General features: G+C 73.4%; 17 protein-coding genes. 4 read left to right on the forward strand and 13 right to left on the reverse strand.

Annotation, left to right across the window (positions count from 1 at the left end):
* Positions 1 to 31: 31 nt before the first annotated feature.
* From C4U44_RS16290 to C4U44_RS16330, 9 genes are all read right to left on the reverse strand, one after another.
* Positions 32 to 412, reverse strand: coding sequence for a toxin-antitoxin system YwqK family antitoxin (locus C4U44_RS16290; RefSeq protein ID WP_103886519.1), 381 nt, complete (start codon positions 410 to 412; stop codon positions 32 to 34).
* A 269-nt stretch (positions 413 to 681) separates the two neighbouring features.
* A complete protein-coding gene (locus C4U44_RS16295) occupies positions 682 to 1,698 on the reverse strand; it encodes a hypothetical protein (RefSeq protein ID WP_103886520.1) in 1,017 nt (338 codons plus the stop codon).
* Between the two features lie 112 nt (positions 1,699 to 1,810).
* On the reverse strand, positions 1,811 to 3,067 hold the full coding sequence (locus C4U44_RS16300) for an amidohydrolase (protein ID WP_103886521.1): 1,257 nt from the start codon (positions 3,065 to 3,067) through the stop codon (positions 1,811 to 1,813).
* Between the two features lie 128 nt (positions 3,068 to 3,195).
* Positions 3,196 to 5,316, reverse strand: a complete 2,121-nt coding sequence (locus C4U44_RS16305; RefSeq protein WP_103886522.1) for a glycoside hydrolase family 36 protein — start codon at positions 5,314 to 5,316, stop codon at positions 3,196 to 3,198.
* Between the two features lie 103 nt (positions 5,317 to 5,419).
* Positions 5,420 to 7,054 carry a glycoside hydrolase family 26 protein gene (locus tag C4U44_RS16310; protein ID WP_103886523.1) on the reverse strand — a complete coding sequence of 545 codons (1,635 nt, stop codon included), beginning with the start codon at positions 7,052 to 7,054 and terminating at the stop codon, positions 5,420 to 5,422.
* Positions 7,047 to 8,258, reverse strand: coding sequence for a glycosyl hydrolase (locus C4U44_RS16315; protein ID WP_103886524.1), 1,212 nt, complete (start codon positions 8,256 to 8,258; stop codon positions 7,047 to 7,049). The genes C4U44_RS16310 and C4U44_RS16315 overlap by 8 nt, the downstream gene beginning before the upstream one ends.
* Before the next feature lie 39 nt (positions 8,259 to 8,297).
* A complete protein-coding gene (locus C4U44_RS16320) occupies positions 8,298 to 9,203 on the reverse strand; it encodes a carbohydrate ABC transporter permease (protein ID WP_103886525.1) in 906 nt (301 codons plus the stop codon).
* A gap of 2 nt (positions 9,204 to 9,205) precedes the next feature.
* Positions 9,206 to 10,069 carry an ABC transporter permease gene (locus C4U44_RS16325; protein ID WP_103886526.1) on the reverse strand — a complete coding sequence of 288 codons (864 nt, stop codon included), beginning with the start codon at positions 10,067 to 10,069 and terminating at the stop codon, positions 9,206 to 9,208.
* 148 nt (positions 10,070 to 10,217) lie between these two features.
* The gene (locus tag C4U44_RS16330; protein WP_146088276.1) at positions 10,218 to 11,924 is read right to left on the reverse strand and encodes an extracellular solute-binding protein; all 1,707 of its coding nucleotides are present in this window, start codon (positions 11,922 to 11,924) and stop codon (positions 10,218 to 10,220) included.
* Between the two features lie 258 nt (positions 11,925 to 12,182).
* On the opposite strand from C4U44_RS16330, the gene C4U44_RS16335 reads away from it, so the two are divergent.
* The 3 genes from C4U44_RS16335 (at position 12,183) to C4U44_RS16345 (ending at position 16,065) form a co-directional block, all read left to right on the forward strand.
* Entirely contained in the window at positions 12,183 to 13,265 is a 1,083-nt protein-coding gene (locus C4U44_RS16335) for a LacI family DNA-binding transcriptional regulator (protein ID WP_103886528.1), read from the forward strand.
* 13 nt (positions 13,266 to 13,278) lie between these two features.
* Positions 13,279 to 14,961 carry an FAD-dependent oxidoreductase gene (locus C4U44_RS16340; protein ID WP_103886529.1) on the forward strand — a complete coding sequence of 561 codons (1,683 nt, stop codon included), beginning with the start codon at positions 13,279 to 13,281 and terminating at the stop codon, positions 14,959 to 14,961.
* Positions 14,962 to 15,243: 282 nt separating this feature from the next.
* A complete protein-coding gene (locus C4U44_RS16345; protein WP_103886530.1) occupies positions 15,244 to 16,065 on the forward strand; it encodes a hypothetical protein in 822 nt (273 codons plus the stop codon).
* 102 nt (positions 16,066 to 16,167) lie between these two features.
* Here the strand turns inward: C4U44_RS16345 and C4U44_RS16350 are convergent, their stop codons facing one another.
* Positions 16,168 to 16,533 (reverse strand): YybH family protein, encoded by a 366-nt coding sequence (locus C4U44_RS16350; protein ID WP_103886531.1) that lies wholly within the window; start codon positions 16,531 to 16,533, stop codon positions 16,168 to 16,170.
* Positions 16,534 to 16,674: 141 nt separating this feature from the next.
* Here C4U44_RS16350 and C4U44_RS16355 point away from each other — a divergent pair, with 141 nt between their 5' ends.
* Complete coding sequence (locus tag C4U44_RS16355) at positions 16,675 to 17,550, forward strand: LysR family transcriptional regulator (RefSeq protein WP_103886532.1); 876 nt, start codon at positions 16,675 to 16,677, stop codon at positions 17,548 to 17,550.
* A gap of 31 nt (positions 17,551 to 17,581) precedes the next feature.
* Here the strand turns inward: C4U44_RS16355 and C4U44_RS16360 are convergent, their stop codons facing one another.
* The 3 genes from C4U44_RS16360 to C4U44_RS42520 form a co-directional block, all read right to left on the reverse strand.
* A complete protein-coding gene (locus C4U44_RS16360) occupies positions 17,582 to 18,451 on the reverse strand; it encodes a helix-turn-helix domain-containing protein (protein WP_103886533.1) in 870 nt (289 codons plus the stop codon).
* A 99-nt stretch (positions 18,452 to 18,550) separates the two neighbouring features.
* Positions 18,551 to 19,735 carry a helix-turn-helix domain-containing protein gene (locus C4U44_RS16365; protein ID WP_103886534.1) on the reverse strand — a complete coding sequence of 395 codons (1,185 nt, stop codon included), beginning with the start codon at positions 19,733 to 19,735 and terminating at the stop codon, positions 18,551 to 18,553.
* Between the two features lie 56 nt (positions 19,736 to 19,791).
* Positions 19,792 to 21,381, reverse strand: coding sequence for a hypothetical protein (locus tag C4U44_RS42520; protein WP_407642840.1), 1,590 nt, complete (start codon positions 21,379 to 21,381; stop codon positions 19,792 to 19,794).
* Positions 21,382 to 21,415 lie beyond the last annotated feature (34 nt).

Consider the following 21,415-nt stretch of genomic DNA (forward strand, 5'->3'; position numbering starts at 1 on the left):
TGCGTCCCGCGACTCCGGTCGCCGGGCTCCGCTACCAGGCGGAGTGGGCCGCTTCCTCGTCGGCGAAGCGCCAGGTCAGGGTGGGCAGGCCGTTGCGGTCCCACTCGTAGTGCTCGACGAGCGTGGTGCGCTCGTCGAAGATCCGGCTGACCGCGAGCACGCCGTTGGGGTGCCAGTCCTTGAACTCGCCCACGACCTGTCCCATCCGCAGCGAGCCCTTCGAGCGGAGCGTGCCGTCGGGGTACCACTCGATGGTCGGCCCGTCCGGCACCCCGTCGCGGTAGGTGCTCAGCGCGACCCGGGCGTCCCCGGCGAACTCCTCCACCTCTCCGGTGAACAACTCGTCCCGATACACGACGCGCAGGTCCTCGTCCTTGCCGACGTCCGGATCGTCGAAGTTGATGCGCTGCACCGGCCTCACTCCTGTCCCAGTCCCCTTTGTGCCGTTCCGCCCCCGCGGTCCCCCGCGGGAGTGCGGTCCCCGTCGCCCTCACCGGGCCGACGACCGTACCGGACCTGCCTGTGCACCCCAGTATGGCCGTCCCGGGCCCTCCCGAACGACGCCCGTGCGGCCGAATCGCCCGACAGGCCCCGTCCGCCCGGATCATCACCCCGGGGAGTCCGCGGGAGCCGGGCCCGGCTCCCGCCCGGCCCGGCCCGTCACCGGCCGTACCGGGCCGTTCACCCCTCCTTGGCGGGCGAGGTCCGCGCCAGCCAGGACGCCGCCTCGTCGGAGCCGAGCGGCCCTTCGAGCACCAGCTCGCCCGGCATCTGGGAGAAGAGCCGGCCCGCCGGCCAGGCGCGCTCGTAGGGCGGGGGGTCGAGCACGAGCAGCCGGACCCCGTCGACGACGGGGATGTCCGCGGGGATGCCCTCGTTCCAGATCCAGGTGCCGTCGGGGGCGACGAGGTTGAACGAGCCGGTGGTGTCGGTGTCGCCCGTCGCCGAGCGGCACACGGCCACGGCCTGCTCGCTCGGCGCGACCCCTGGGACGTGGCCGCCCCCGACCAGCTCGCCGGCCAGCAGGGTGTGCAGCTGGAAGTTGTCGCCGAGGCCGCTGATCCGCACCCGGTAGCCGGTGCCGGTCTCGCGGTGCAGGACGACCAGCGGCTCGTCGTCGAGGACGGCCAGCATGTAGCGCAGGTACTTCAGCCCGCCGCCGGTGGCATCGCCGACCCGCTCGGCGGCGTCGACGAGGGCGGCGCGGTCGGCGACGGCCAGCCGTACCGCCTTGTGGTTGAGCACCGCGACCGCGGCCATCTCCCATTGCGGGAGGGTCCACCACGCCTCGGTGGCGGGCTGGCCGACCCGGTCGAAGACCTCGTCCTGCGGGTCGGACTTCTCCGGGTCGGGCAGGTCGCCACCGCCGGTGGCCTCCCAGCGGGCCACGAACTCCTCGGCGCCCGCGAGTGCTTCGCCCAGCGCGGCCAGCACCGTGGGCGCGCAGCCGACCGGGTCGGCGCCGCGCTCGACGGCCGCGCCGACCACGACCGCGACCACCGACCGCGGCCCCGCCGGGACTTCGGGCAGCAGGGCGGCCAGCCGGGGCGCGACAGCGGCCAGTTCGGTGTCGTCCGCGCCCTGGAAGGTCTGCTGGAGGAGCGCGAACGCGTCGCCCGACGCCTGGGAGTCACGGGCCCGCACGGCTGCCTCGAAGTCGGCGACGGCGGTGCTGAATGGGGCTTGTCCGGAGTTCACCCGCGCAGCCTATCGGCCGGGTCGGGTACGGGACTTCGCGGTCACGAACTGCGGTCGGGTCCAGGGTCGGTTCTGCGGTCAGGGCTGTGGTCGGGGCTGTGGTCAGGACCGGTCAGGACTGCGCGGCGGCGAAGCGTCCGAGGGCGGCGACCGTCAGGGCCTCCACGCCGGTGCCGAGGGTCGGGTCGATCAGCGGGGCGAACAGCGGGGAGTGGTTGCCGGGGAGCTGGTCGAGGGTGCCCGCGTCGAGCGCCTTCAGTACCGTCGCCGTCTCCAGGCCGCCCCAGAACCAGAAGACCGTGGGCACCTGCGCGGCCGTGCCGAAGCGGCCGACGTCCTCGCTCGCGGTGACCAGCGGCATCGGCAGGATGCGGTCGCTGCCGAAGTGCCCGGCCAGATCCGCGACCACCGCGCGGGTCGCGTCCGGGTCGCTGACCAGGACGGGCGCCGGCCGGTCCCAGGTGATCTCCGGGTCGCGGGTGGCGCCGCCGGCCAGCGCCTCCCCGCGCACGACGCGCTCGACGGCGCTGCGCAGCAGCTGCCTCGTCCGCTCGTCGTACGAGCGCAGGCTGATGCCGAGTTCCGCGGTGTCGGGAATGACGTTCTCCTTGGTGCCGGCCTGCAGCCGCCCCACGGTGACCACCGCCGACTCCTGCGGCGGCACCTCGCGCGCGACGATGCCCTGCAGGCGCAGCACGGTCGCGGCGGCCGTCACCACCGGGTCGACGGTGCTCTCCGGGCGGGATCCGTGGCCGCCCCGGCCGAACAGCCGGACCGTGGCGGAGTCGGCGCCGGCCATCACGACGCCCTCGCGGTAGCCGAGCCAGCCCGCCGGGAGCGGGCCGACGTGCTGGCCGAGCACGATGTCGGGCCGCGGGAAGCGCTCGAACAGCCCGTCCTCGATCATCGCCTCGGCGCCGCGCATCCGCTCCTCGGCGGGCTGGAAGACCACCAGCAGCGTGCCGGACCACTCCGCCCGCGCCCCGGCCAGTACGGTCGCGGCGCCCGCGAGGCACGCGGTGTGCATGTCGTGGCCGCAGGCGTGCATCACCGGCACCTGCTCGCCGTCCTCGCCCTGGGACCGCACCGTGCTCGCGTACGGCAGCCCGGTCTCCTCCCGCACCGGCAGCGCGTCCATGTCCGCCCGCAGCATCACGGTCGGCCCGGCGCCCTTGGCCAGCACCCCCACCACGCCGTGGCCGCCGACGCCGGTCGTGACGTCGTACCCCGCGGCCACCAGGAGCTCCGCCGCCTTGGCCGCGGTCCGCTGCTCCTGGAAGGACAGCTCCGGGTGCGCGTGCAGGTCCTTGTAGAGCTCGGTGAGCCGGGGCAGCAATCCGTCCTGCCAGCCGTCGGGCATGAGCGGCATGGGCTTCCTCCAGGATCGACACGTACGCCTCCCGCGGAGCCTACCCGCCGGTACGGTGCGGGGCGCCGTCCGGCGTGCACGGGTCGGCGGTTCACAGGTACGGCGGTACGCGGGGCCGGTCCGGCGGTTCAGGCCGGCGCGCCGCCCGGGCGCTCCAACCACACCGCCGCCGCCGAGAAGGGCCCCGGCGCGAGCCAGCGCAGCGCGGCCCCGTTGACGCGGGGCGGCGGGCCGTCGGCGAGGGTGGCGGCCGCGGCGAACCGGGCGCCGGGCGGGAGCGGGAGGACGATCGGGGCGGCCGGCGGGTCGGCGAACGCGTGCAGGACCGCGAGCGCCCCGGTGCCGTCGGCGGTCGTCCGCACCAGCGCCTGCCATCCCTCGGGGTTGCGGTACCCGCCGACCGGAGGGCCGTGGCGGCGCCACTCCCCGGTGGCGAGGGCGGGCCGGGCCCGTCCGTAGAGGTCGAGCGCGGTGGCCGCCAACCTCCATTGCTCCTCGTCGAGTTCGAGGAAATCCCCGGACAGGCAGAACCGCCCGAGCAGCCCCGACGCCAGCTTGTAGACCAGCGCGCGGGCGTCGTCGCCGGCCCGTGGCACCGCCCACACCAGCGAACGGGCCCCGGAGACCAGCCGGTTCGTGTCGGCGGCGACGATCGGCAGGTGCGCGCCCTCCATCGCGTCGGAGAAGGACGCCACGTCGCTGACGGACATGCTGGCGGGCTCCAGCCGGTAGCCGCCGGACGCGCAGTTCTCGATCACGACGTCGGGCAGCCGCTCGCGCAGCTTCGCGTAGAAGTCGAGGGTGGCGGCGACCTGTTGGCGCAGCCCCTCGCCGGGGGACTCGGCGCCGTCGCAGCCGGCGCCCAGCGGCTCGTTGTAGTCGATCTTCAGGTAGCCGATGCCGTGGTCGGTGACGAGGGAGGTGATCCGGTCCAGCAGCAGTTGGGCGGTCCGCGGCCGGCGCAGGTCCCAGAAGCGGCGGCGCCCGGCGGTGACGGGGGCGCCGTCGCGGTGCAGCAGGTGCTCGGTGAGGGAGAAGGCGGTGGACTCCTCGTCGCAGGTCTCGGCCTCGACCCACAGGCCGAGCACGAGTCCGTGGTCGCGGACCGCCTTCGCGGTGGCGGCCAGGCCGTCGGGGAAGGCGTCCTGCTTCACCCGGGTCCAGTCGCCGTGTCCTCCGTCGTACCAGCCGGCGTCCGCGACCAGGTACGTGACCGGTGTGCCGGCCAGCCGCTCCGCCATCGCGACCAGCCGGGCGTGCGTGGGGCGGCCCCAGGTGGTGGCGAACTCGTTGGCCACGGCGGGCAGTTCGCGCTCGGTGGCGCGGTCGCGCGGCGCGCGGGCGTCCTGCATGGCCACCAGCCGCCGGAAGCAGCCGTCCACGGCCGTGCGGTCGGGGCGGTCGGAGCGGTCGCGGGGGCCGGGCGGCTCGACGGCGGCGGTGGTGACCCAGACCGGGGGCGCGGTGAACTCCTCGCCGGGCGCGAGGGTCTTGCGCCAGTGCCCGAAGTCGCCGTCGCCGAGGCCGCCGGCCACCGACAGGGCGCCGCCGTGCCGGTACAGCTCGATCTGCCAGGTCCCGGGCCAGCACAGTTGGGCGCCCCACACGGCTCCCGCGGTGCGGTCCTCGATCACCACGGCGGGGGCGAACCCGCGCACCGGCATGGTGCCGAGCTGCCCGAACCGCTCCACGCCGAGCGCCTCCCGGGGCCAGCCCTCCAGGTGCAGGTCGCGCAGGTCCTGGCTGACCAGCCGGCCCTCGCTGGACCAGCCGCTGCGCAGCCGGTGCACGACGGTGTCGGCGGGCACGCCCGCGGCGGGGATGCCGGACAGGCAGAAGCCGCTGAGGAGTTGGAGGGTGACGGGGTCTCCGGTGTCGTTGGCCGCGCTGGTCCCGATCTCGACGCAGGGCTCACCCTCGCGCCAGCGCAGCAGGTGGGTCGCGCGGATCCCGCCGGGGGTGGCGAGTTCGACGGTGGCGGTGACTCCACCATCGTGCTTCTCCCAACTGTGGCCGATCAGAGCGAGATCGCGGGTCGTGGAGCGGTTGCGCAGGGTGGCGCCCTGCGACCAGAGGTCCACCGAGCGGTCCCCGGTGACGGACAGCTGCACCAGCGGTTCCACTCCCGCGTCGGGCGCCGGCTCGCGGGCGGCGCCGGCCGGGAGCAGCACGAACCCGACCGCGCCGGTCGCCTCGTCGTGGTCGTAGCGGGCGGTCATGTCGCCGCAGGGGACGGAGAACAGCTGCACCGTGGCCTCTTCCGGTGTCCGGGGTCGTCGGGGGGAGGGTCGGATGGCGCGGGTGGCCGCGGGCCGCGCCCGGACCCGGGGTTCGGGCGCGGCCCGCGTGTGGTCAGCCGGCGGCGCCCTGCGCGGCGAACCCGATCGTGTCGAGGTTGACGTAGTCCCAGACACCGCCCGACACCGTGTGGTCGTCGTCGGGGTCGATCCGGACGGTGACGGTCGCACCGGCCGGGACGTGCACCGGCACGGTCACCATGGCGTACTCCGTGGGCCGGGTCCGGTCGACGGCGGGCATCCTGACCTGGCCCGCGGCCTTGACCCCGTCGACGTACACGGACAGGTAGACGTCGCCGTCGACCGGGCACTCGTAGCGCAGCATGAGCACCTCGGCGGCCGGGGCGTCCGGGTAGGACACCTCGGGCGGCGTGCCCGCGCCGGCGCGGATCAGCGAGGCGAGCGTCCCTTCCTCCGCCCAGGGGTCGCCGTACGGCCGGGCCCGGGTCCCGGACGGCTGGCTGAAACTGCCGGTGTGTGCGGCGACGACGGCGGTGCCGGGCGGGTACGCCGTCGGGCCGGGCGCGCCGGAGGGATGGAGCGTGCCGGCGCTCACCGGGCGCGGGCGGGGCAGCCGGCCGGACGGGTTCCACAGCCGCTGGAAGCGTGCGGACGCCTCCGGGAAGAGGTACGTGTCGTACAGGTCGTGGTTGCCGTCGCTGGCGTACACGTTGAAGTACACGTTCCAGGCGACGTCGTTGGCGTTCATCCAGTCGAACATCTGCTGCACGAAGTATGCGTTGTCCACGCCACCGTGCCCGACCTTGTCCCACCAGACGCCCCATTCGGGCACCGCCAGCCGCTTGTTCCTGGACGCGGCGAAGGCGGCGATCATGTCGATGCCCCAGTGCGGGTCGGTGCGCAGGTCCTGCCACGCCCGCTCGCGCAGCGCCTCGGTCGGCGGCACGCCCGGGCTGTAGACGTTCCAGTCCTGGTCGTAGATGTCGATGCCGACGAGGTCGACGTAGGCGTCGCCCGGGTAGCAGCGGGTGAGGTCGATGCCCGACTGGCCGGGCACCGGGTTCCAGACCAGCGTGAAGTGCGCGCCGGGCACCGCCCGTACGGTGGTGGCGAACTGGCGGAATGCCGCGGCGAAGTCGGTCTCGCCCGCGGCGACGCCGTTCGGGTCGTTCGCCGGTGACCAGGGGTACCAGTTGCCGTTGAACTCGTGGCCGAAGCGCAGGACCGCGTTGCCCATCCCGGCCCGGACGAGGTTGCCGGCCAGGTCGGCGTAGTGGCTGTTGTAGACGCCGGCGGCGGCCTGCACCAGGTCGCCCTGGCCGTCGGGGAACGGGTAGGCGGCCCACACCATCCGCCGCGCCCACGGTGTGTCCTGCCAGGACGAGAGGCGGCCGGCCCCGGCCAGGGACGCCCAACTGTCCCTGAGCAGGAAGTCCTCGGCGTAGTACACCGGGCTGTTGATCCACTCGGCGAAGTCGCCGATCTGGCCGGGCTGCCGGTCCCAGTGGTAAGCGCCGATCCGGCGGGCGGGCACCGGGTGCGGACCGTGCGGAGCCGGCCCGGCCGGCGGCGCGGCGAGCGCCGGGTGCGCGGAGAGCGCGGAGAGCGCGCCCAGGCCGGCCGTGGCTCCGGCTAGGCCGACGAACCGCCGCCGGCCGGGGCCGGGTGCCGCCGGGTGTGCGTCCGCCGCGGGTCTGCCCCGGCGCGGCGCGGGGTCGCGGTCAGGCACTGGGACCTCCGAACAGGGACAGGAAGGTCGCGGCCGACTGCGGGAACTCGGTGGTGACGGGCTGGCCGTTGCCGCCCGCGCCCGGCGACAACTGGTGGGCCCCGTCGGACGCGTTGACGTCGAAGTACGACGCGTACGGCACGTCGGCGGCCACCATGAAGTCGTACATGTTCTGCACGAACGCGGGGTTGTCCATCCCGCCGTGGGTGTCGGTGCGGTCGCACACGCCCCATTCGGGGATCACCAGGTACTTGCCGTGCGCGTTCGCGAAGGACTGCCAGTACGCCAGTCCGTGGTCGCCGCCGTGGATGTCCTTGTCCCACGCGGTCTGCCGGGCCGCGGCGATCTGCGCGGCCGTCGACCCCGCGGGCCAGGGGTAGCTGCCGGTGACCCAGGACTGGTCGTAGACGTCGACGCCCACGAAGTCGACGTAGGAGTCGCCCGGGTAGAGCTGGTCGGCGGGTTCCTGCTGGTAGCCGATGGTCGGGTTCCAGATGAAGCGGAAGTTCGAGCCGGCCACGCCGCGCATCGAGCCGACGATCGCCTGGAAGAAGATCGGCCAGTGGGCGGTGTCGGAGGAGGCCCGCCAGGTGTACCAGCCGCCGTTGAACTCCCAGCCGACGCGCAGCCAGGCGTTGCCCAGGCCGTTGTCGACGAGGATCCGGGCGAGCGACTGGAAGTAGCCGTCGTAGGCGCCGGCCGCGCCCGCGCTCAGCGAGACGGCCTGCCCCGCGGCGGTGCCCTTGACCGGGCCGCTGAGGTCCCAGGCGCCGGCCAGCATCGGCACCGACAGCACCAGGTTGCGGCCCGCCTGCGCGGCGACCCAGCTGCCCCACGCGGGCATCTGCCAGCTCGGGTCGGCGATGTTGTCCCAGGTGTCGGTGGCCAGGAAGTCCTGTCCCCACACGACGGGGTCACCGACCCAGTCGGCGAACGCGGTGACGTTCGCGGGCCCGGTGGGCGAGCCCCACCGGTAGGCACCCAGGTGCGGGACGCCGGTCCGCGCGGGCTGGGCGACTGCGGACGGGGCGGCCCCGGCGGATGCGCGGGAGCGGGCGGAGGCGGGGCCGGCCGCCACGCCCACGGCGGCGAGGCCCGCGCCCGCGGCCATGCCGAGTGCGGCACGCCGGCTGACCAGGCGGCGGCGCGGGACGGAGGAGGCGGCGTCGGAAGAGGTACGGGAGGAGGTGGGGTCGTCGTTCATCGTGCGGCTCCTTGCGGTGGGGGGCGGCGCGCGGCGGCGTCAGCCCTTGATGGCTCCGGTGAGGACTCCCTTGGTGAAGTAGCGCTGCGCGAAGGGGTAGACGGCGAGGATCGGCACCGTGGCGATGACCACCACGGCCATCTGCACGGTCTGCGAGGGGGGCGCGGCCTGGTGGAGGTCGGTGACCGTCGAGAGCTGGCCGCCTTGCAGGACGTACTCGTTGAGCACCTGCGGCATCGGCCACTTGGTGCTGTCGTTGAGGTAGAGCATCGCGTTGAAGAAGTTGTTCCAGTAGCCGACGGCGTAGAACAGCGCGATCACCGCGATCACCGCGCGGGACAGCGGCAGCACGATCCGCAGCAGGATGCGCAGTTCGCCGGCGCCGTCGATCCGGGCGGACTCCAGGAGTTCGGCCGGGATGTCCATGAAGAAGTTGCGCACCACGACGAGGTTGAAGGCGCTGACCATGCCGGGCAGGATCAACGACCAGTAGGAGTCGACCAGTCCGAGGTTCCTGATCAGCAGGTACTGCGGGATGATGCCCGCGCCGAACAGCATCGTGAGCAGGATCAGGTAGAGGGCGGCCTTGGACCCGGGCACGTCCTTGGTGCGGGACAGCCCGTAGGCGGTGCTCACCGTGAACAGCACCGACAGCACCGTGCCCGCGACGGTCACCCCCACCGACACCAGCAGCGCGCGGGTGACCACGTCCCCGGCGAAGATGCTGCGGTAGGCGTCCAGCGAGAAGGACGTGGGCAGCAGCCCGCCGGAGTTGGCGGCCGCGGGGGTGGCGAAGCTGGACGCGACGACGTACAGGAACGGGTAGAGCATCACCGTCACGATCACCGCGATCACCAGCGCCTTGGCGAACTGGGTGCCGGCGGAGGGCCGTTCGCGCCAGGCCGGGAGTTCGGCCCTGCGGCCGGTCCGGTACACCTCTGCCATCTCTAGAACACCCCTGACGTTCCGAACCGCTTGGCGGTCCTGTTGGCGACGACGACGAGGACGGTGCCGACCACGCCCTTGAAGATCCCGGCGGCGGTGGCCAGGCCCCAGTTCCCGCCGAGCACGCCGTTGTAGTAGACGAAGGTGTCGACCACCTGCGCCGCGTCGTTCCCGACCGCGTTCTGCTGGAGGAGGATCTGCTCGAAGCCGACGGTGAGCACGTCGCCCATCCGCAGGATCAGCAGCAGCGCGATCACGTTGGCGATGCCGGGCAGCGTGATGTGCCAGGTGCGGCGCCACGGTCCGGCGCCGTCGACCACGGCCGCCTCGTACAGGTCGGTGCTGATGTGGGAGATCGCGGCGAAGAAGATGATGGTGCCCCAGCCGGTCTCCTTCCAGATCACCTGCGCGGTGAGCAGCCCCTTGAAGGTGCTCGCGTCGGTCATCAGGTGGGCGGTGCTCATCCCGACGTGCGAGAAGAGCTGGTTGACCCCGCCGGTGTCGCCCAGGACGTTCTGCCAGATCGAGATCACGATCACCCAGCCGATGAAGTGCGGCAGGTAGACGATCGACTGGACGATGCGCTTGATCCGCGGCGAGATCAGGCTGTTGAGCAGCAGCGCGAGCGCGATGGGGGCGGGGAAGGCGAACACGACCTGGAGCAGGCTGATGATCAGGGTGTTGCGGATCGCGGCGAGCGCCTGCGGGTCGGAGAACAGCTCGTGGAAGTTGGCCAGGCCGACCCAGGGCGAGCCGCGGAAGCCGAGGAAGGGCGAGTAGTCCTGGAAGGCGGCGGCGTTCCCGAGCAGCGGCACGTACGCGAAGACGACGAAGAACACCACGCCGGGCAGGAAGAAGGCGTACATCCATCGTTCGCGCCAGATCCGGACCCGCAACGGCCGTCTGGCCGTGGGCTGTCGAGCGCTGCGGGGGGCCGCCGGCGGTGTGCTGCGCGGCGCCCGGGGACGGCGGGCCGGACGGTCGGTGCTGTGCACGGTCACGGTCGCTCCGCCCCTACCGGCTCTTCGCCAGGGACTGCTGGAACTCGCGGCGGATGGTGTCGCCGCCCTGCCCGGCCCACTGGCCGCGCAGTTGCTTCAGCGCGCTGACCGGTTTGCGGCCGGTGACGATGCCGACGAAGGCGTCGTTGAGGTTCTGCTGGAGCGCGGGCCCCCGGGAGACCGAGCTCTGCGAGACCAGGTTGACGGTGGGGTCGGCGATGGTGTGCGGGATGAGCTTCTCGGCCTGCTTCTGCGCGGTGACCGACATGGTGGGCGGACCGGGCAGGTACAGCACGGTCTCGGTGGGCTCGCAGAAGTACTGTCCGGCCAGTTCCGCGCGGCGGGAGGTGTCGGTGGACTTCACGGGCACGCCGTGCGTGAGGTCGTAGTTCCAGCCCTCGACGCCGTAGGTGAGGAAGGTGTTCTCCTCGCTGCCGAAGGGCGCGCCGAGGTAGTTGAGGATGCTCAGCAGTTCCTTGACCCGCTCCTTGCCCTTGGCGGATTTGCCGACCTTGGCGGGGATGGCGAACATGCCGAAGATGCCGCTGGACTGGTACAGCGAGGCGACGCCGCCGTCGTGGCCGGGCGGGATGAGCGGCCCGAGGTCGGTGGCCCAGTTCTTCACGCCGGGGATCGGCGGCACGTCCGGGATGTAGGTGGTGTTCAGCGCGGCGCCCGACATGCCGATCTTCCCGGCGTTCCACAGCGCCATCTGCTGGTCGTAGGTGTTGGCGGCCGCGTTGGGGTGGAAGGCGCCGGCCTTCCAGAGCTTGACGATGTACTCGGTGGCGGCCTCGAACTCGTCGGTCTCGATGTCCTTGGTGAGCGTGCCGTCCTTCTCCAGCCGCCAGTTGTTCGGCACGCCGAACATGTTGAGGATCGGGGTGGACTGCCAGTAGATCTGGAGGGACGACAGCGCCCAGGTGTCCTTCTTGCCGTTGCCGTCCGGGTCCTGGCCGCGGAACCCGGTGAGCATCGCGAACATCTCGTCGGCGTCGGCGGGTTGACCGGTCATGCCGAGCTTGCGCAGCCAGTCCAGCCGCAGGGTGGGGATGCCGCTCTGGAGCAGCGGTTCGGGGCGCGGCACGCCGTAGATCCGGCCCTCGATCGAGGCGTTCTTCCAGGCGTAGGACGGGAACAGCGCCAGGTTCGGGTAGTCGCGGACCGCGTCGCCCGACAGGTACTCGGTCAGGTCGGTGAACGCGCCCTGGAGGACGGACTGCGCGGCCGCGGGGGCCTGCCCGGTGGCGGTGTTGAGGTAGAAGAGGTCGGGTATGTCGCCGCCCGCGATGACGGTCGCGGTCTTCTGCGCCAGGTCCGCCGCGGAGACCAGGGTCGGCTTGATGTGCACGCCGAGCCGCTTGTCGAGCTCGTCGGCCCACCGGTTGTTCGCGGGCGGCGGCGGGGTGTAGGTGATCTGGAACGTGGTGACGGTGCCGCCGTGCCCGGGCGGCTCCGTCACGGTCCTGTACGGCGCGGGGTAGCGGGTGAAGGCGACCGGGACGCCCGCGGTGCTGCTGACCACCTGCCCGGGCACCGGGCTCGGGTCGAGGTGCGCGGGCAGTTTCAGGTCCTTGACGTCGCCGTGCGGCACCGCGGCGCCGGTCTTGCCCGAGCAGGCCGCGAGGGCGGCCGCGCCCACGGCGGCGCCGGTCATGCCGAGTACCCGGCGTCTGCTGACGCCTCCCAGATCGCGCCGGTCCGATCCCGGTCCGCTCACTGCTGTCACCTCTTCCCGAGTGGGTCCCCGCGCCGGGGACTGCCGTGCTGCTGCACCGACATGGGAATGTCGTGATGATGCGCTACATCAACGGCGGGCTCAAGGTATGAGCTGCGCCACACAGGTGTCAACAAGCGTGTACGCTGACGTTGCGATTGCGTGTCCGGCAGGCGGGGGTTGAGAAACCGTCAGCGCGTGGTAGACCTTTGATGATGCGCAATATCAAGGAACGTGAGAAGCGAGGGAGAAGCGTGGCCCATGGCTAGTCCCCGATCACCGCGCCGGCCCACCCAGGCCGATGTCGCACGTCTCGCCGAGGTGTCGCCGTCGGTGGTCTCCGCCGTCGTCAACGGGCGGCACGACGGCGCGGTGCGCGCCAGCGAGCAGACCGTGCAACGGGTGTGGGAGGCGGTCCGCCGGCTCGGCTACTCCCCCAACCTGGCGGCCCGGAGCCTGGCCGGCGGCCGCAACAACATCGTCGGCGTGTTCACCTACGAGGCGGTCTTCCCCACCGACCGGCTCAGCTTCTTCCACGACTCGCTGATCGGCATCGAGGAGGCCGCCGAGGAACTCGACTGCCACCTGCTGCTGTTCACCGGTTCGCGCGGCCGGGGCCAGGACGGCGGCCGGCGCCGAAGGTCGATCTACAAGGACGGCGTCAACACCCTCCAGGTCACCGACGGCGCGGTCCTGCTCGGCCAGGACGAGGACCGCGAGGAGCTGGCCGCGCTGGTCGGCTCCGGCTTCCCGTTCGTCTACATCGGCCGCAGGGAGCTCGGTTCGGGCGAGATGTCGTACGTCACCGCGGACTACGCCTCCGCCACCCGCGGCATGGTCGACAGGATCGCCGACCTCGGCCACCGCCGGCTGGCACTGCTGCGCAGCGCGATCGCCTCCGAGGCCGTACTGGAGCGCGAGGCCGGGTACTTCGAGGCGTGCCGCGCCCATGCGGGGATCGAGTCCGGCGCGGTCCACCTGGTCGATCCGGACGCGGTCGCCACCGACCTGCTCACCACCCTCGTCGACCAGGGCGTCACCTGCGTGGTGACCGACGACTCCAACCACGCGGCCAGCGTGCGCTCCGGCGCCACCCGGCTGGGCCTGCGGGTGCCGGAGGACCTGTCGGTGGTCGCACTCGGCGACTTCGCGGGCAGCCGCCCGGACGACCCGACGATCACCTCGCTGCTCACGCCACGCCAGGAGATGGGCGGGCAGGCGGTCCGGCTGCTCGCCGACCTGCTGGCCAGGCCGCAGGACACCGCACCGCGCCGGGCCACCGCTACCTGCGGCGTCCGCACCGGCCAGACCCTCCAGGCACCGCCCGCCCGCCGCCCCCGATGACCTGAGGAGTTCCATGCGCGAGGACCGATGCGACGTGCTGGTGGTCGGCGGCGGACTCGGCGGGGTCGCCGCCGCGCTCGCCGCCGCCCGGCGCGGCCGCGACGTCGTCCTGACCGAGGCCACCGACTGGATCGGCGGCCAGCTCACCACCCAGGGCGTGCCGCCCGACGAGCACCCGTGGATCGAGGAGTTCGGCTGCACCCGCGGCTACCGGGCGCTGCGCGACGGCATCCGGGCCTACTACCGGCGCAACTACCCGCTGAGCGCGGCCGCCGCGGCCGCACCCCGGCTCAACCCGGGCGCGGGGCGGGTCAGCCGGATCTGTCACGAGCCGCGGGTCGCCGTGGCGGTACTGGAGGAGATGCTCGCGCCGTACCGCGCCGCGGGCCGCATCCGGCTGCTCACCGGCCGGACGCCGGTCGCGGTGGCCCGCGACGGCGACCGGATCACCTCGGTGACGCTGCAGGACGCAAACGGCCGGGACACCGAGATCGCCGCGCCGTACACGATCGACGCCACCGAACTGGGCGAGCTGCTCGAACTCGGCGCGGTGGAGCACGTCACCGGGGCGGAGTCCGCGGCCGTCACGGGCGAGCCGCACGCCCTCGACGGCGAGCCGGAGCCGCTGGACCAGCAGGCGGTGAGCTGGTGCTTCGCGCTGGAGTACCGGCCCGGCGAGGACCACACCGTCGACCGGCCGCGCGAGTACGCCTTCTGGCGCGACCGCCGCGACGGGTTCTGGCCCGGCCCGCAGCTGAACTGGGCGGAGGTCGACCCGTGGGACCTCACCGAGCACCGCCGGGCGCTCTTCGAGGACGGCAGCGGGCGGCCCGACGGGTTCGGGCTGTGGGACTTCCGGCGCGTCCTGTCCCGCGCCAACTTCGCGGAGTCCGCGGGGATCGGTGACGTCACCCTGGTCAACTGGGCGCACATCGACTACTGGCTCGGCCCGATCGTCGGGGTGCTCCCGGAGGAGCGCGACCGGCACCTGGCCGGCGCGCGGCAGCTGAGCCTGTCGTTCCTGCACTGGATGCAGACCGAGGCGCCCAATTCCCGTGGCGGCACCGGCTTTCCCGGGCTGCGGCTGCGTCCTGACGTGCTGGGCACCTCCGACGGTCTGGCCAAGGCGCCCTACGTCCGCGAAGCACGGCGCATCCAGGCGGAGTTCACCGTCACCGAGAACCACGTCGGGTCGCAGGCCCGTGAACGCCGAGCCGGGGCGGCGCGGTTCGGCGGGAGGTCCGGCGGGACCTCCGGCTCGATCGTCGGGGGGCAGCACGACGGGGAGTTCGCCGCCGAGTTCGCCGACACCGTCGGCATCGGCTCGTACCGGATCGACCTGCACCCCAGCACCGGCGGCAAGCGCGGCCCGCGTACCTTCGTCGACATAGAGACCTGGCCGTTCCAGATCCCGCTCGGCGCCCTGCTGCCGGTCCGGGTGGACAACCTCCTGCCCGCGGCGAAGAACATCGGCACCACCCACATCACCAACGGCTGCTACCGGCTGCACCCGATCGAATGGAACATCGGCGAGGTCGCGGGCACGCTCGCGGCGCACTGCCTCGACACCGGGTTGATACCCCGTCAGATACGTTCCCGGCCGGACCGGCTCGCGGACTTCCAGCGCCTTCTGGCCGCCGACGGCGTGGAGTTGGCGTGGCCGCGGGGGGTCCGGGGCCTCAAGGAGTACTACTGAGCGGGGCGTTCGCCTGCCGCCCGGGCGGCATCGGTACCCGGACGGGTCGGACCGCAGGTGGGTGCGGCTCGCCGCGCGCTGGCCCCGGCCCACCTGGGTACCCCTGCGAGCCGCACTGACAAGGGGCGCGGGGAACTGCGCCACGAGCCACCGCTGACCGCAAGGTGCCGCACCCCATGGGCAGAGGTCGCGACAGGGGCAGCGAAGGGGCCGCCGGGGGCCAGGGCATCCGCAGGACCGCCGGTCAGGAACCGGATCCTCCCGCCGCGCGTCTTGCCTGCCATGGCTTCCGACACGCGGCACCATCGTGGGCCCGAGCCCCCGCGGTCGGCGCGGCCCGCCCCGACCGGCGAGCCCGCTCTTCCCGTCCCCGCGGACCGGGAGGAAGCGCCGGGCGAGGCGCTGGTGGGTGACGCCACGCGCAGCCGGCCGATCGTCGTCGTCACCGCCATCGCCCTTGACGAGCCCGCCCGCGAGGCCCTCGCCCAGCGCCTCGGCCCCGGTCACGTCGTCCAGGACATCCGCGAGGCCGAACCCGACGCCGACATCGTGCTCGTGCCGCCCGCTGGCGCGATGCTGCTCGGCCTGCTGCGGCAGCAGTTCCCCGAAGCCCGCCTGCTCGCCACCGAGTTCACCGACGACGGTTACGGCGCCGACTTCCGCGGGCCCATCAGCCGCATCCTCGCCAGTGACATCGACGGGTACTTCATGGCACCGACCATCGACGACCTGGCCCGCGTCACCCGGAGCGCCGCCCGCGCGGTCGCGGGGGCCCTCACCGCCGGCGACGGCAGCGGCCCGACGCGTCCCGTCGACTTCCTCGAGGCCAACCGGCGCCTCATGCTCGGGAGCGGCGGCGGGGAGGGCCCGCTCCCGGGCGGCGACCCGGCCCAGGGCGACGTCACGATCGATCTCGACGCCTGGGCCCGCGCGCTCGACGGCAGTCCCGGGATCCTGGCGGACCTCGCCTGGCCGCTGATCCAGCAGTTCGTGGCACAGGACGTGCGCGTGACCGTGGCCGGCGACCCGCCCGGGCCCTGGACCGACCGGGCACGGGCGGCAGGAGTCAGAGTGCGCCCGTCACCTCGGCGGCTCGACGGCTGACGTTCCCGGCGCGTCACGCGGGCCAGCGAGCGGCGATGGCCGGTCGGGCCGCCGGCCGGAGCGGCGCAGCCGGGGAGCCCGCGCCGGCACCCACCGAGTGGCTCACGCGGACGGGGTGACGAACTCGGGCTGGTCCAGGACGCGCAGCCAGCTTCCGTCGGACTGGCGGCGGACCACCTGCGCGCGGGCGCCGGCTCCGTCGCGCGGCGGGGTGGAGGTGAGCGCGATGTCCCCGCTGATCAGCGTCGGCAGCGGCTCCTCGGGCTCGAAGTGCGGCCGGTTGGCGAGCACGTTCTCCCACAGGGCGCGGATCGCCGCGCGGCCGACGGTCCGGCCGCCGGGCGGGTAGGCGAGCACCGCGTCCTCCTCGTAGAGCGCGGCGACCCCGGCGGCGTCACCGGCGTTGGACCGCTCGACGAACAGGCGGGTGAGGTCCTCGGGCCGCATGGCCTGGGCGTACTCCGTCATGGTCTCTCTCCTCGGGCTCGGCTGTCGGGCTGCGCTGTCAGGCTGGGCTGCGCGGGTCGCCTCCTTGCCCACCTCCCAGGGTGGTCCGGCGGTGATCAGAAGTCCAACAGATGGTTCTGATGAGAGCTAGAATGGTGAGTCATGGACCTGAGGCAGCTGGAGTACTTCGTCGCGGTCGCGGAGGAGCGCAACTTCACGCGGGCCGCGGAGCGCGTGCACATCAGCCAGTCCGGGGTCAGCGCGCAGGTCCGCCGGCTCGAACAGGAGCTCGGCACCGAGCTGTTCGACCGTTCGGCCCGCACCACCACCCTCACGGTCGCGGGCAAGGCAGCGCTCGAACACGCGCGGGCCGCGCTCGCGGCGGTCGGCGCGGTGCGGCAGGCCGTCGGCGAGGTCGCCGAGGTGATCCGGGGGCGGCTGGCCCTCGGCATGGTCATCGGCTGCACCCTCACGCCCCTGTTCGAAGCACTCGCCGGGTTCCACCGCGCGCACCCGGGCGTCGAGATCGCGCTGCTGGAGGAGAACTCCGAGCGGCTGGTGGAGCACGTGCGGGCCGGTGCGCTCGACCTCGCGCTGGTCGGGACGGCGAGTGCGGCGCCGGACGGGCTGGAGTCGCTGACCGTCATCAGCGAGCGGATCGTCGCCGTCACCGCCGCGGATCATCCGCTGGCCGGCCGGCGCCGGGTCACCCTGCGGGACGTCGCCGCGCACCCGCTCGTCTGCATGCCGCCCGGCACCGGGCTGCGCACCGTCCTCGACCGCGCCTGCGCCGCGGCCGGCCTCCGGCCGACGATCGCCTTCCAGGCAAGCGCGGCCGACGCCATCGCGGATCTGGCCGCGCGCGGGCTCGGGGTGGGGGTGCTCAGCGCGTCCATGGCCGACCGCTTCGGCGAGAAGCTGGTCGCCCACACGATCGAGGGCGCCGCCGCCCCGGCCCACCTCACCCTCGTCTGGCGCCCCTCCCCTCCCCCCGCCCTGCGCGCCCTCCTCCCCCACCTCCGCCGCGCGTTCGCCTGAAGGTCCCGCCGACCGGGCGGTGAGGCGGCCGCTACGGCTTCCCGCGTTCCAGCACCGTGTGCAGGAGCGTCAGGGAATCCGCGGGCGTGAGAGCGATGTCACGGAGCAGGTCGTACGCGAGCCGGAGCGGCTCGATCTCTTCGGGTTCCTCGACGAGGTGCCCGCTCCAACTGCTCCGCGTGTACGCGACGGTGTGCCCGTCGTGGCAGAAGATCAGTTCGAGGGAGCCACGAACGTGATGCGGTCCGGTCCCGAACGGCACGACGTGCAGGGAGACATCGGGAAGGCAGGCCGTCTCGACGATATGCTCCACCTGGCCCCGCCACGTCTCCGCGTCACGCGCTCCCCTCCACAGCACCGACTCGTCGACCAGCGCCCGGTAGTGCAAGGGGTTCGGACCCGTGAGGCGTTCCTGACGCTCCAGCCGCGCGGCGACCCGCGCGCTCAACTGCTCCACGCTGCCTGGCCTGGTGGTGCGCAACTGCTCCTCGGCGTATGCCGGGGTCTGGAGGAGGTGCGGCACGGCACTGATGTCGTACTCCTGGATGCTGGTCGCAGTTGCCTCCAGGGGGGCGAGCCCGGTGAACGGACGGTCCTTCGCCTCTCGTTTGGCCAGCTGCCACAGCTTCACCAGCAGGGTGCCGGTGCCGTACACCTTGTCCAGCATCCGCGCGGCCTCGACGGTGCCGAGCCGCGAGCCTCGCTCCAGGCGGTGCAGGTAGGACTGTTCGTACCTGCACACGTGGGCGAGTTGCACGAGGCTCATCCCCGACTGTTCGCGACGCGAGGCCAGTTCCGAGGCGTAGACGGCCCTCGCCGACGGCCACTCACCGTCCCGGCGGCCGGGTGATCCGGGTCGGCCCGGTTGGCCTTTCCCGGCAGGCGACTTCGGTTGCGGCATGGCGGCTCCTTGATCCGTGACGATCCGTTCACCGACCGTAGGGATCCGTGCGGGTCTGCAGCAATGGCACTTTGACGGAGCGTCAGCGAAAACTGCCACTCACAACGGAACGCCCACCGCGTCGGCGAGCAGCCGCATGCGGGGCGTCAGGGTGCGGCGGCGCGCGATCACCTGGCCGAGGATGTCCTGCGCGTAGCGCTGGTGCGGCAACCACTGAGGCGCCGCGTGCCGGACGAGTTCGAGCGTGTCGACGGCCTCGGCGTACCTCCGCAGCCGTACCCGGGCCGCTGCCTGGTCCAACCGGTTCCGGTTCAGGTTGTTGCTGGTCGGGCGCATGCCCTGCCAGGAAATGGTCTCCGACAGCTGGAGCACCCGGTCGGGCCGATCCGAGATCATGGCATGCTCGGCGTCCTTGAGCTGGACGGTCCGCGCGTCGAAGGCCCGGAGGAATCCGCCCGGGACCGGCAGGTCGCCCACTGCCGAGGCCGCCGATCCCGCCAGGCGGAGCAGCCTTTCCGCGTCATCGGAACGGGCGTCCCGGTCGGCCGCGGCAGCGGCTCTCAGCAGCAGCCAGCCCCAGGCCGCCAACTCGCCGGGCGTCGCACGGGACATGCGGGGCTCGATCCGGTCGGCCCACGTCTCGGCGAGGTGACCGGCCGCGCCGATCCGGCCACGACGAAGCAGCAGCCAGCAACTCGTACTCACCGCGGCGGCGACGTCGAGATCGTCCCCGGCGCCGTCCAGCGCCCGGGTGAGCGCGACGTCGGCGGCATCGAACTGCCGCGTCTGCGTGAACAACCAGCCGGTCAGCCCGAGCAGATCGGCCTGCACCCGGCGTCCCGCCGGGGAGTCGGCCACCGCCGCGGCGTCCCGCAGGAGCCCCGGCAGCACCGCGCCGAGCTGGTCGAGCCGATCGGCTGCGGCGAGTGGCACCGCGGCGGCCACCGCCCTCCGGACACCGGCCACCGTCGGAGCATCGTCGCTCGGGCCCGGGGACGGGGCTTCCAGGGCGGCGCGGACCGGCGCCCACCGGTCGGCCACCGCCGGAGCCGCACCAGGAGTCTCGCGCTCCCCTCCGAGGAGTCGGGTGGTCGGTACGCCCAAGGCGGCCGCGAGCGCGCGGGCGGTTTCCACCCGGGTGTCGGCTCGCTCGCCCTGCTCCAGTTTCCTGATCAGCGAGAGGGAGACACCGGACCGCCCGGCCAGCTCACGCTGGGACAGCCCCCGGCGCTTCCGGGTCTCCCGGAGCCGCGCTCCGATGCTGCTGCCGGTGGGATGAGGCATGGCCACCCCGTTCGTCTCGACGTCGACAGTCGAAACGCTACAGCGGCACCGCCCTCCTACCAGTAGGTGAGGAGGAGGTGGTTGAGGAGGAGGGCGAGGGCGGCCTGCGCGGCGAGCCAGGCGCGGCGGTCCGGGGCGGGCAGGAGCGCCGCGGTCGCGGGGAGCCAGAGGGTGAAGGGGAGCCAGATCCGCTCGGTCTCGGCCTTGCTCATGCCGGAGAGGTCGGCCGCGAGGAGGGCGAGGAGCATCGCGCACGGCAGGAGGACCGCGGGGTCGGGGCGGGACGGGAACGAGAACGGCAGGCGGGCGAGGACCTTCCTCAGCGCACCCGGAAGCACGGCGCCCGAACCAACTCCCCCCGGCCCACCCGGAAGCACGGCACGTGAACCCACTTCCCCCGGCCCACCCGGAAACGGGGCACGTGAACCCACTTCCCCCGGCCCACCCCGAAGCACCCCTCGGAACCCAACTTTCGCGGAGGACGCCCAGGCCCCCACCGCGCGCCCTACCCCCGCGAACGAGGCGAACCCCGCCGCCGCCAGCACCGTCGCCGGATCGCCGAAGAACCAGTAGGAGTACGGCCGATCACCACCCGCCCCCTGGTAGTAGCGGACCTTGAGCAACCGGTAGGCCTCCCACCAGTCGAAGCCGGCGAGGGTGAAGCAGACCGGGGCGACGAGGAGGCCGAGCAGGAGCAGCGGGACGGGCCGCAGCGTACGGGCGTACCAGAGGAGCGCGAGGACCGGCACGACCAGCAGGGTCAGCCCGTAGGAGAGGTAGAGCGCGAGCCCGAGCAGCAGCCCGCTCCCTACGGCGGCGCCGGCCCGCCCGGGCCGCGACCGGGCGGTGACGGCGAGCGCCAGCAGCGCCAGCGCCCACGCGGAGACCGCGGCGAAGTACCCGTCGGCGGACGCACCCACCCACACCGCACCGGGAGTCAGTACGAGGAAGGGCGCGGCGGCGCGGGCGGCGCGCTCCGCGCCGAGCGCGCGCAGCGCGACCAGGACGGCGGCGGCCACCGAGCCGCCCGCCGTGATCACGAACGCGCCCGCCCAGGCCCCGCCGCCCAGCCCGATCCGGTCCAGCCCGACGAACGTCAACACCGCGGCGGCCGGGTGCCCGGCGACGTGGGCGTTCCAGTGGCCGGGCGAGTCGATCAGGATGTGATGGGTGTAGTCGCGGAGCGCGGCGCCCGCGTGCCGGAACCGGGGCACCTCGACCAGGTACTCGTTGCGCGTGGTGAGCCGGTTCGCCACCCCGCGCCGCCAGCCGTCGACGAGGGCCAGCGACCACGTCCAGGCCATCGCGGCGCCCCAGGCCGCCCACGGCAGGGCCCGCCACGGCAGGCGCTCGGCGAGCCGGGGCCCGTAGGCGACGGCGAGGACGGCCACCGCGACCGCGGCGGGGGTGCCCGGGCCGGTGTGCGGGTGCCAGGTGGCGAGCAGGGGTGGCCAGGGGGCGTGCAGCTTCCCGGTCCGGTGCTCGATCCGCGTCCCGACCACCGCGACGACGGCGAAGAGCACGAGCCCGGCAGCGGCGGCGGCCAGGTCCCGGCGCCGCCCGGCGCGGGGCGGCACGGCAGGTTCCGGCTCCGGCTCGGCGTCGGGCGGATGCAGCGGGGAGGGCGTGAGGGTCACCCGGCTCACCCTAGGGAGGCACACCGGCGCCGGTCCGGTCCCG

The organism is Actinacidiphila yanglinensis (genome assembly GCF_900107965.1).
Classification (GTDB): Bacteria; Actinomycetota; Actinomycetes; order Streptomycetales; family Streptomycetaceae; genus Actinacidiphila; species Actinacidiphila yanglinensis.

Excerpts from the sequence above, each read along its gene's own strand:
- C4U44_RS16300 (WP_103886521.1), bottom strand. The coding sequence starts at position 3,067 with ATGCCGCTCATGCCCGACGGCTGGCAGGACGGATTGCTGCCCCGGCTC.
- C4U44_RS16315 (WP_103886524.1), bottom strand. The coding sequence starts at position 8,258 with ATGAACGACGACCCCACCTCCTCCCGTACCTCTTCCGACGCCGCCTCC.
- C4U44_RS16320 (WP_103886525.1), bottom strand. The coding sequence starts at position 9,203 with ATGGCAGAGGTGTACCGGACCGGCCGCAGGGCCGAACTCCCGGCCTGG.
- C4U44_RS16325 (WP_103886526.1), bottom strand. The coding sequence starts at position 10,069 with ATGTACGCCTTCTTCCTGCCCGGCGTGGTGTTCTTCGTCGTCTTCGCG.
- C4U44_RS16335 (WP_103886528.1), top strand. The coding sequence starts at position 12,183 with ATGGCTAGTCCCCGATCACCGCGCCGGCCCACCCAGGCCGATGTCGCA.
- C4U44_RS16340 (WP_103886529.1), top strand. The coding sequence starts at position 13,279 with ATGCGCGAGGACCGATGCGACGTGCTGGTGGTCGGCGGCGGACTCGGC.
- C4U44_RS16345 (WP_103886530.1), top strand. The coding sequence starts at position 15,244 with ATGGCTTCCGACACGCGGCACCATCGTGGGCCCGAGCCCCCGCGGTCG.
- C4U44_RS16350 (WP_103886531.1), bottom strand. The coding sequence starts at position 16,533 with ATGACGGAGTACGCCCAGGCCATGCGGCCCGAGGACCTCACCCGCCTG.
- C4U44_RS16355 (WP_103886532.1), top strand. The coding sequence starts at position 16,675 with ATGGACCTGAGGCAGCTGGAGTACTTCGTCGCGGTCGCGGAGGAGCGC.
- C4U44_RS16360 (WP_103886533.1), bottom strand. The coding sequence starts at position 18,451 with ATGCCGCAACCGAAGTCGCCTGCCGGGAAAGGCCAACCGGGCCGACCC.
- C4U44_RS16365 (WP_103886534.1), bottom strand. The coding sequence starts at position 19,735 with ATGCCTCATCCCACCGGCAGCAGCATCGGAGCGCGGCTCCGGGAGACC.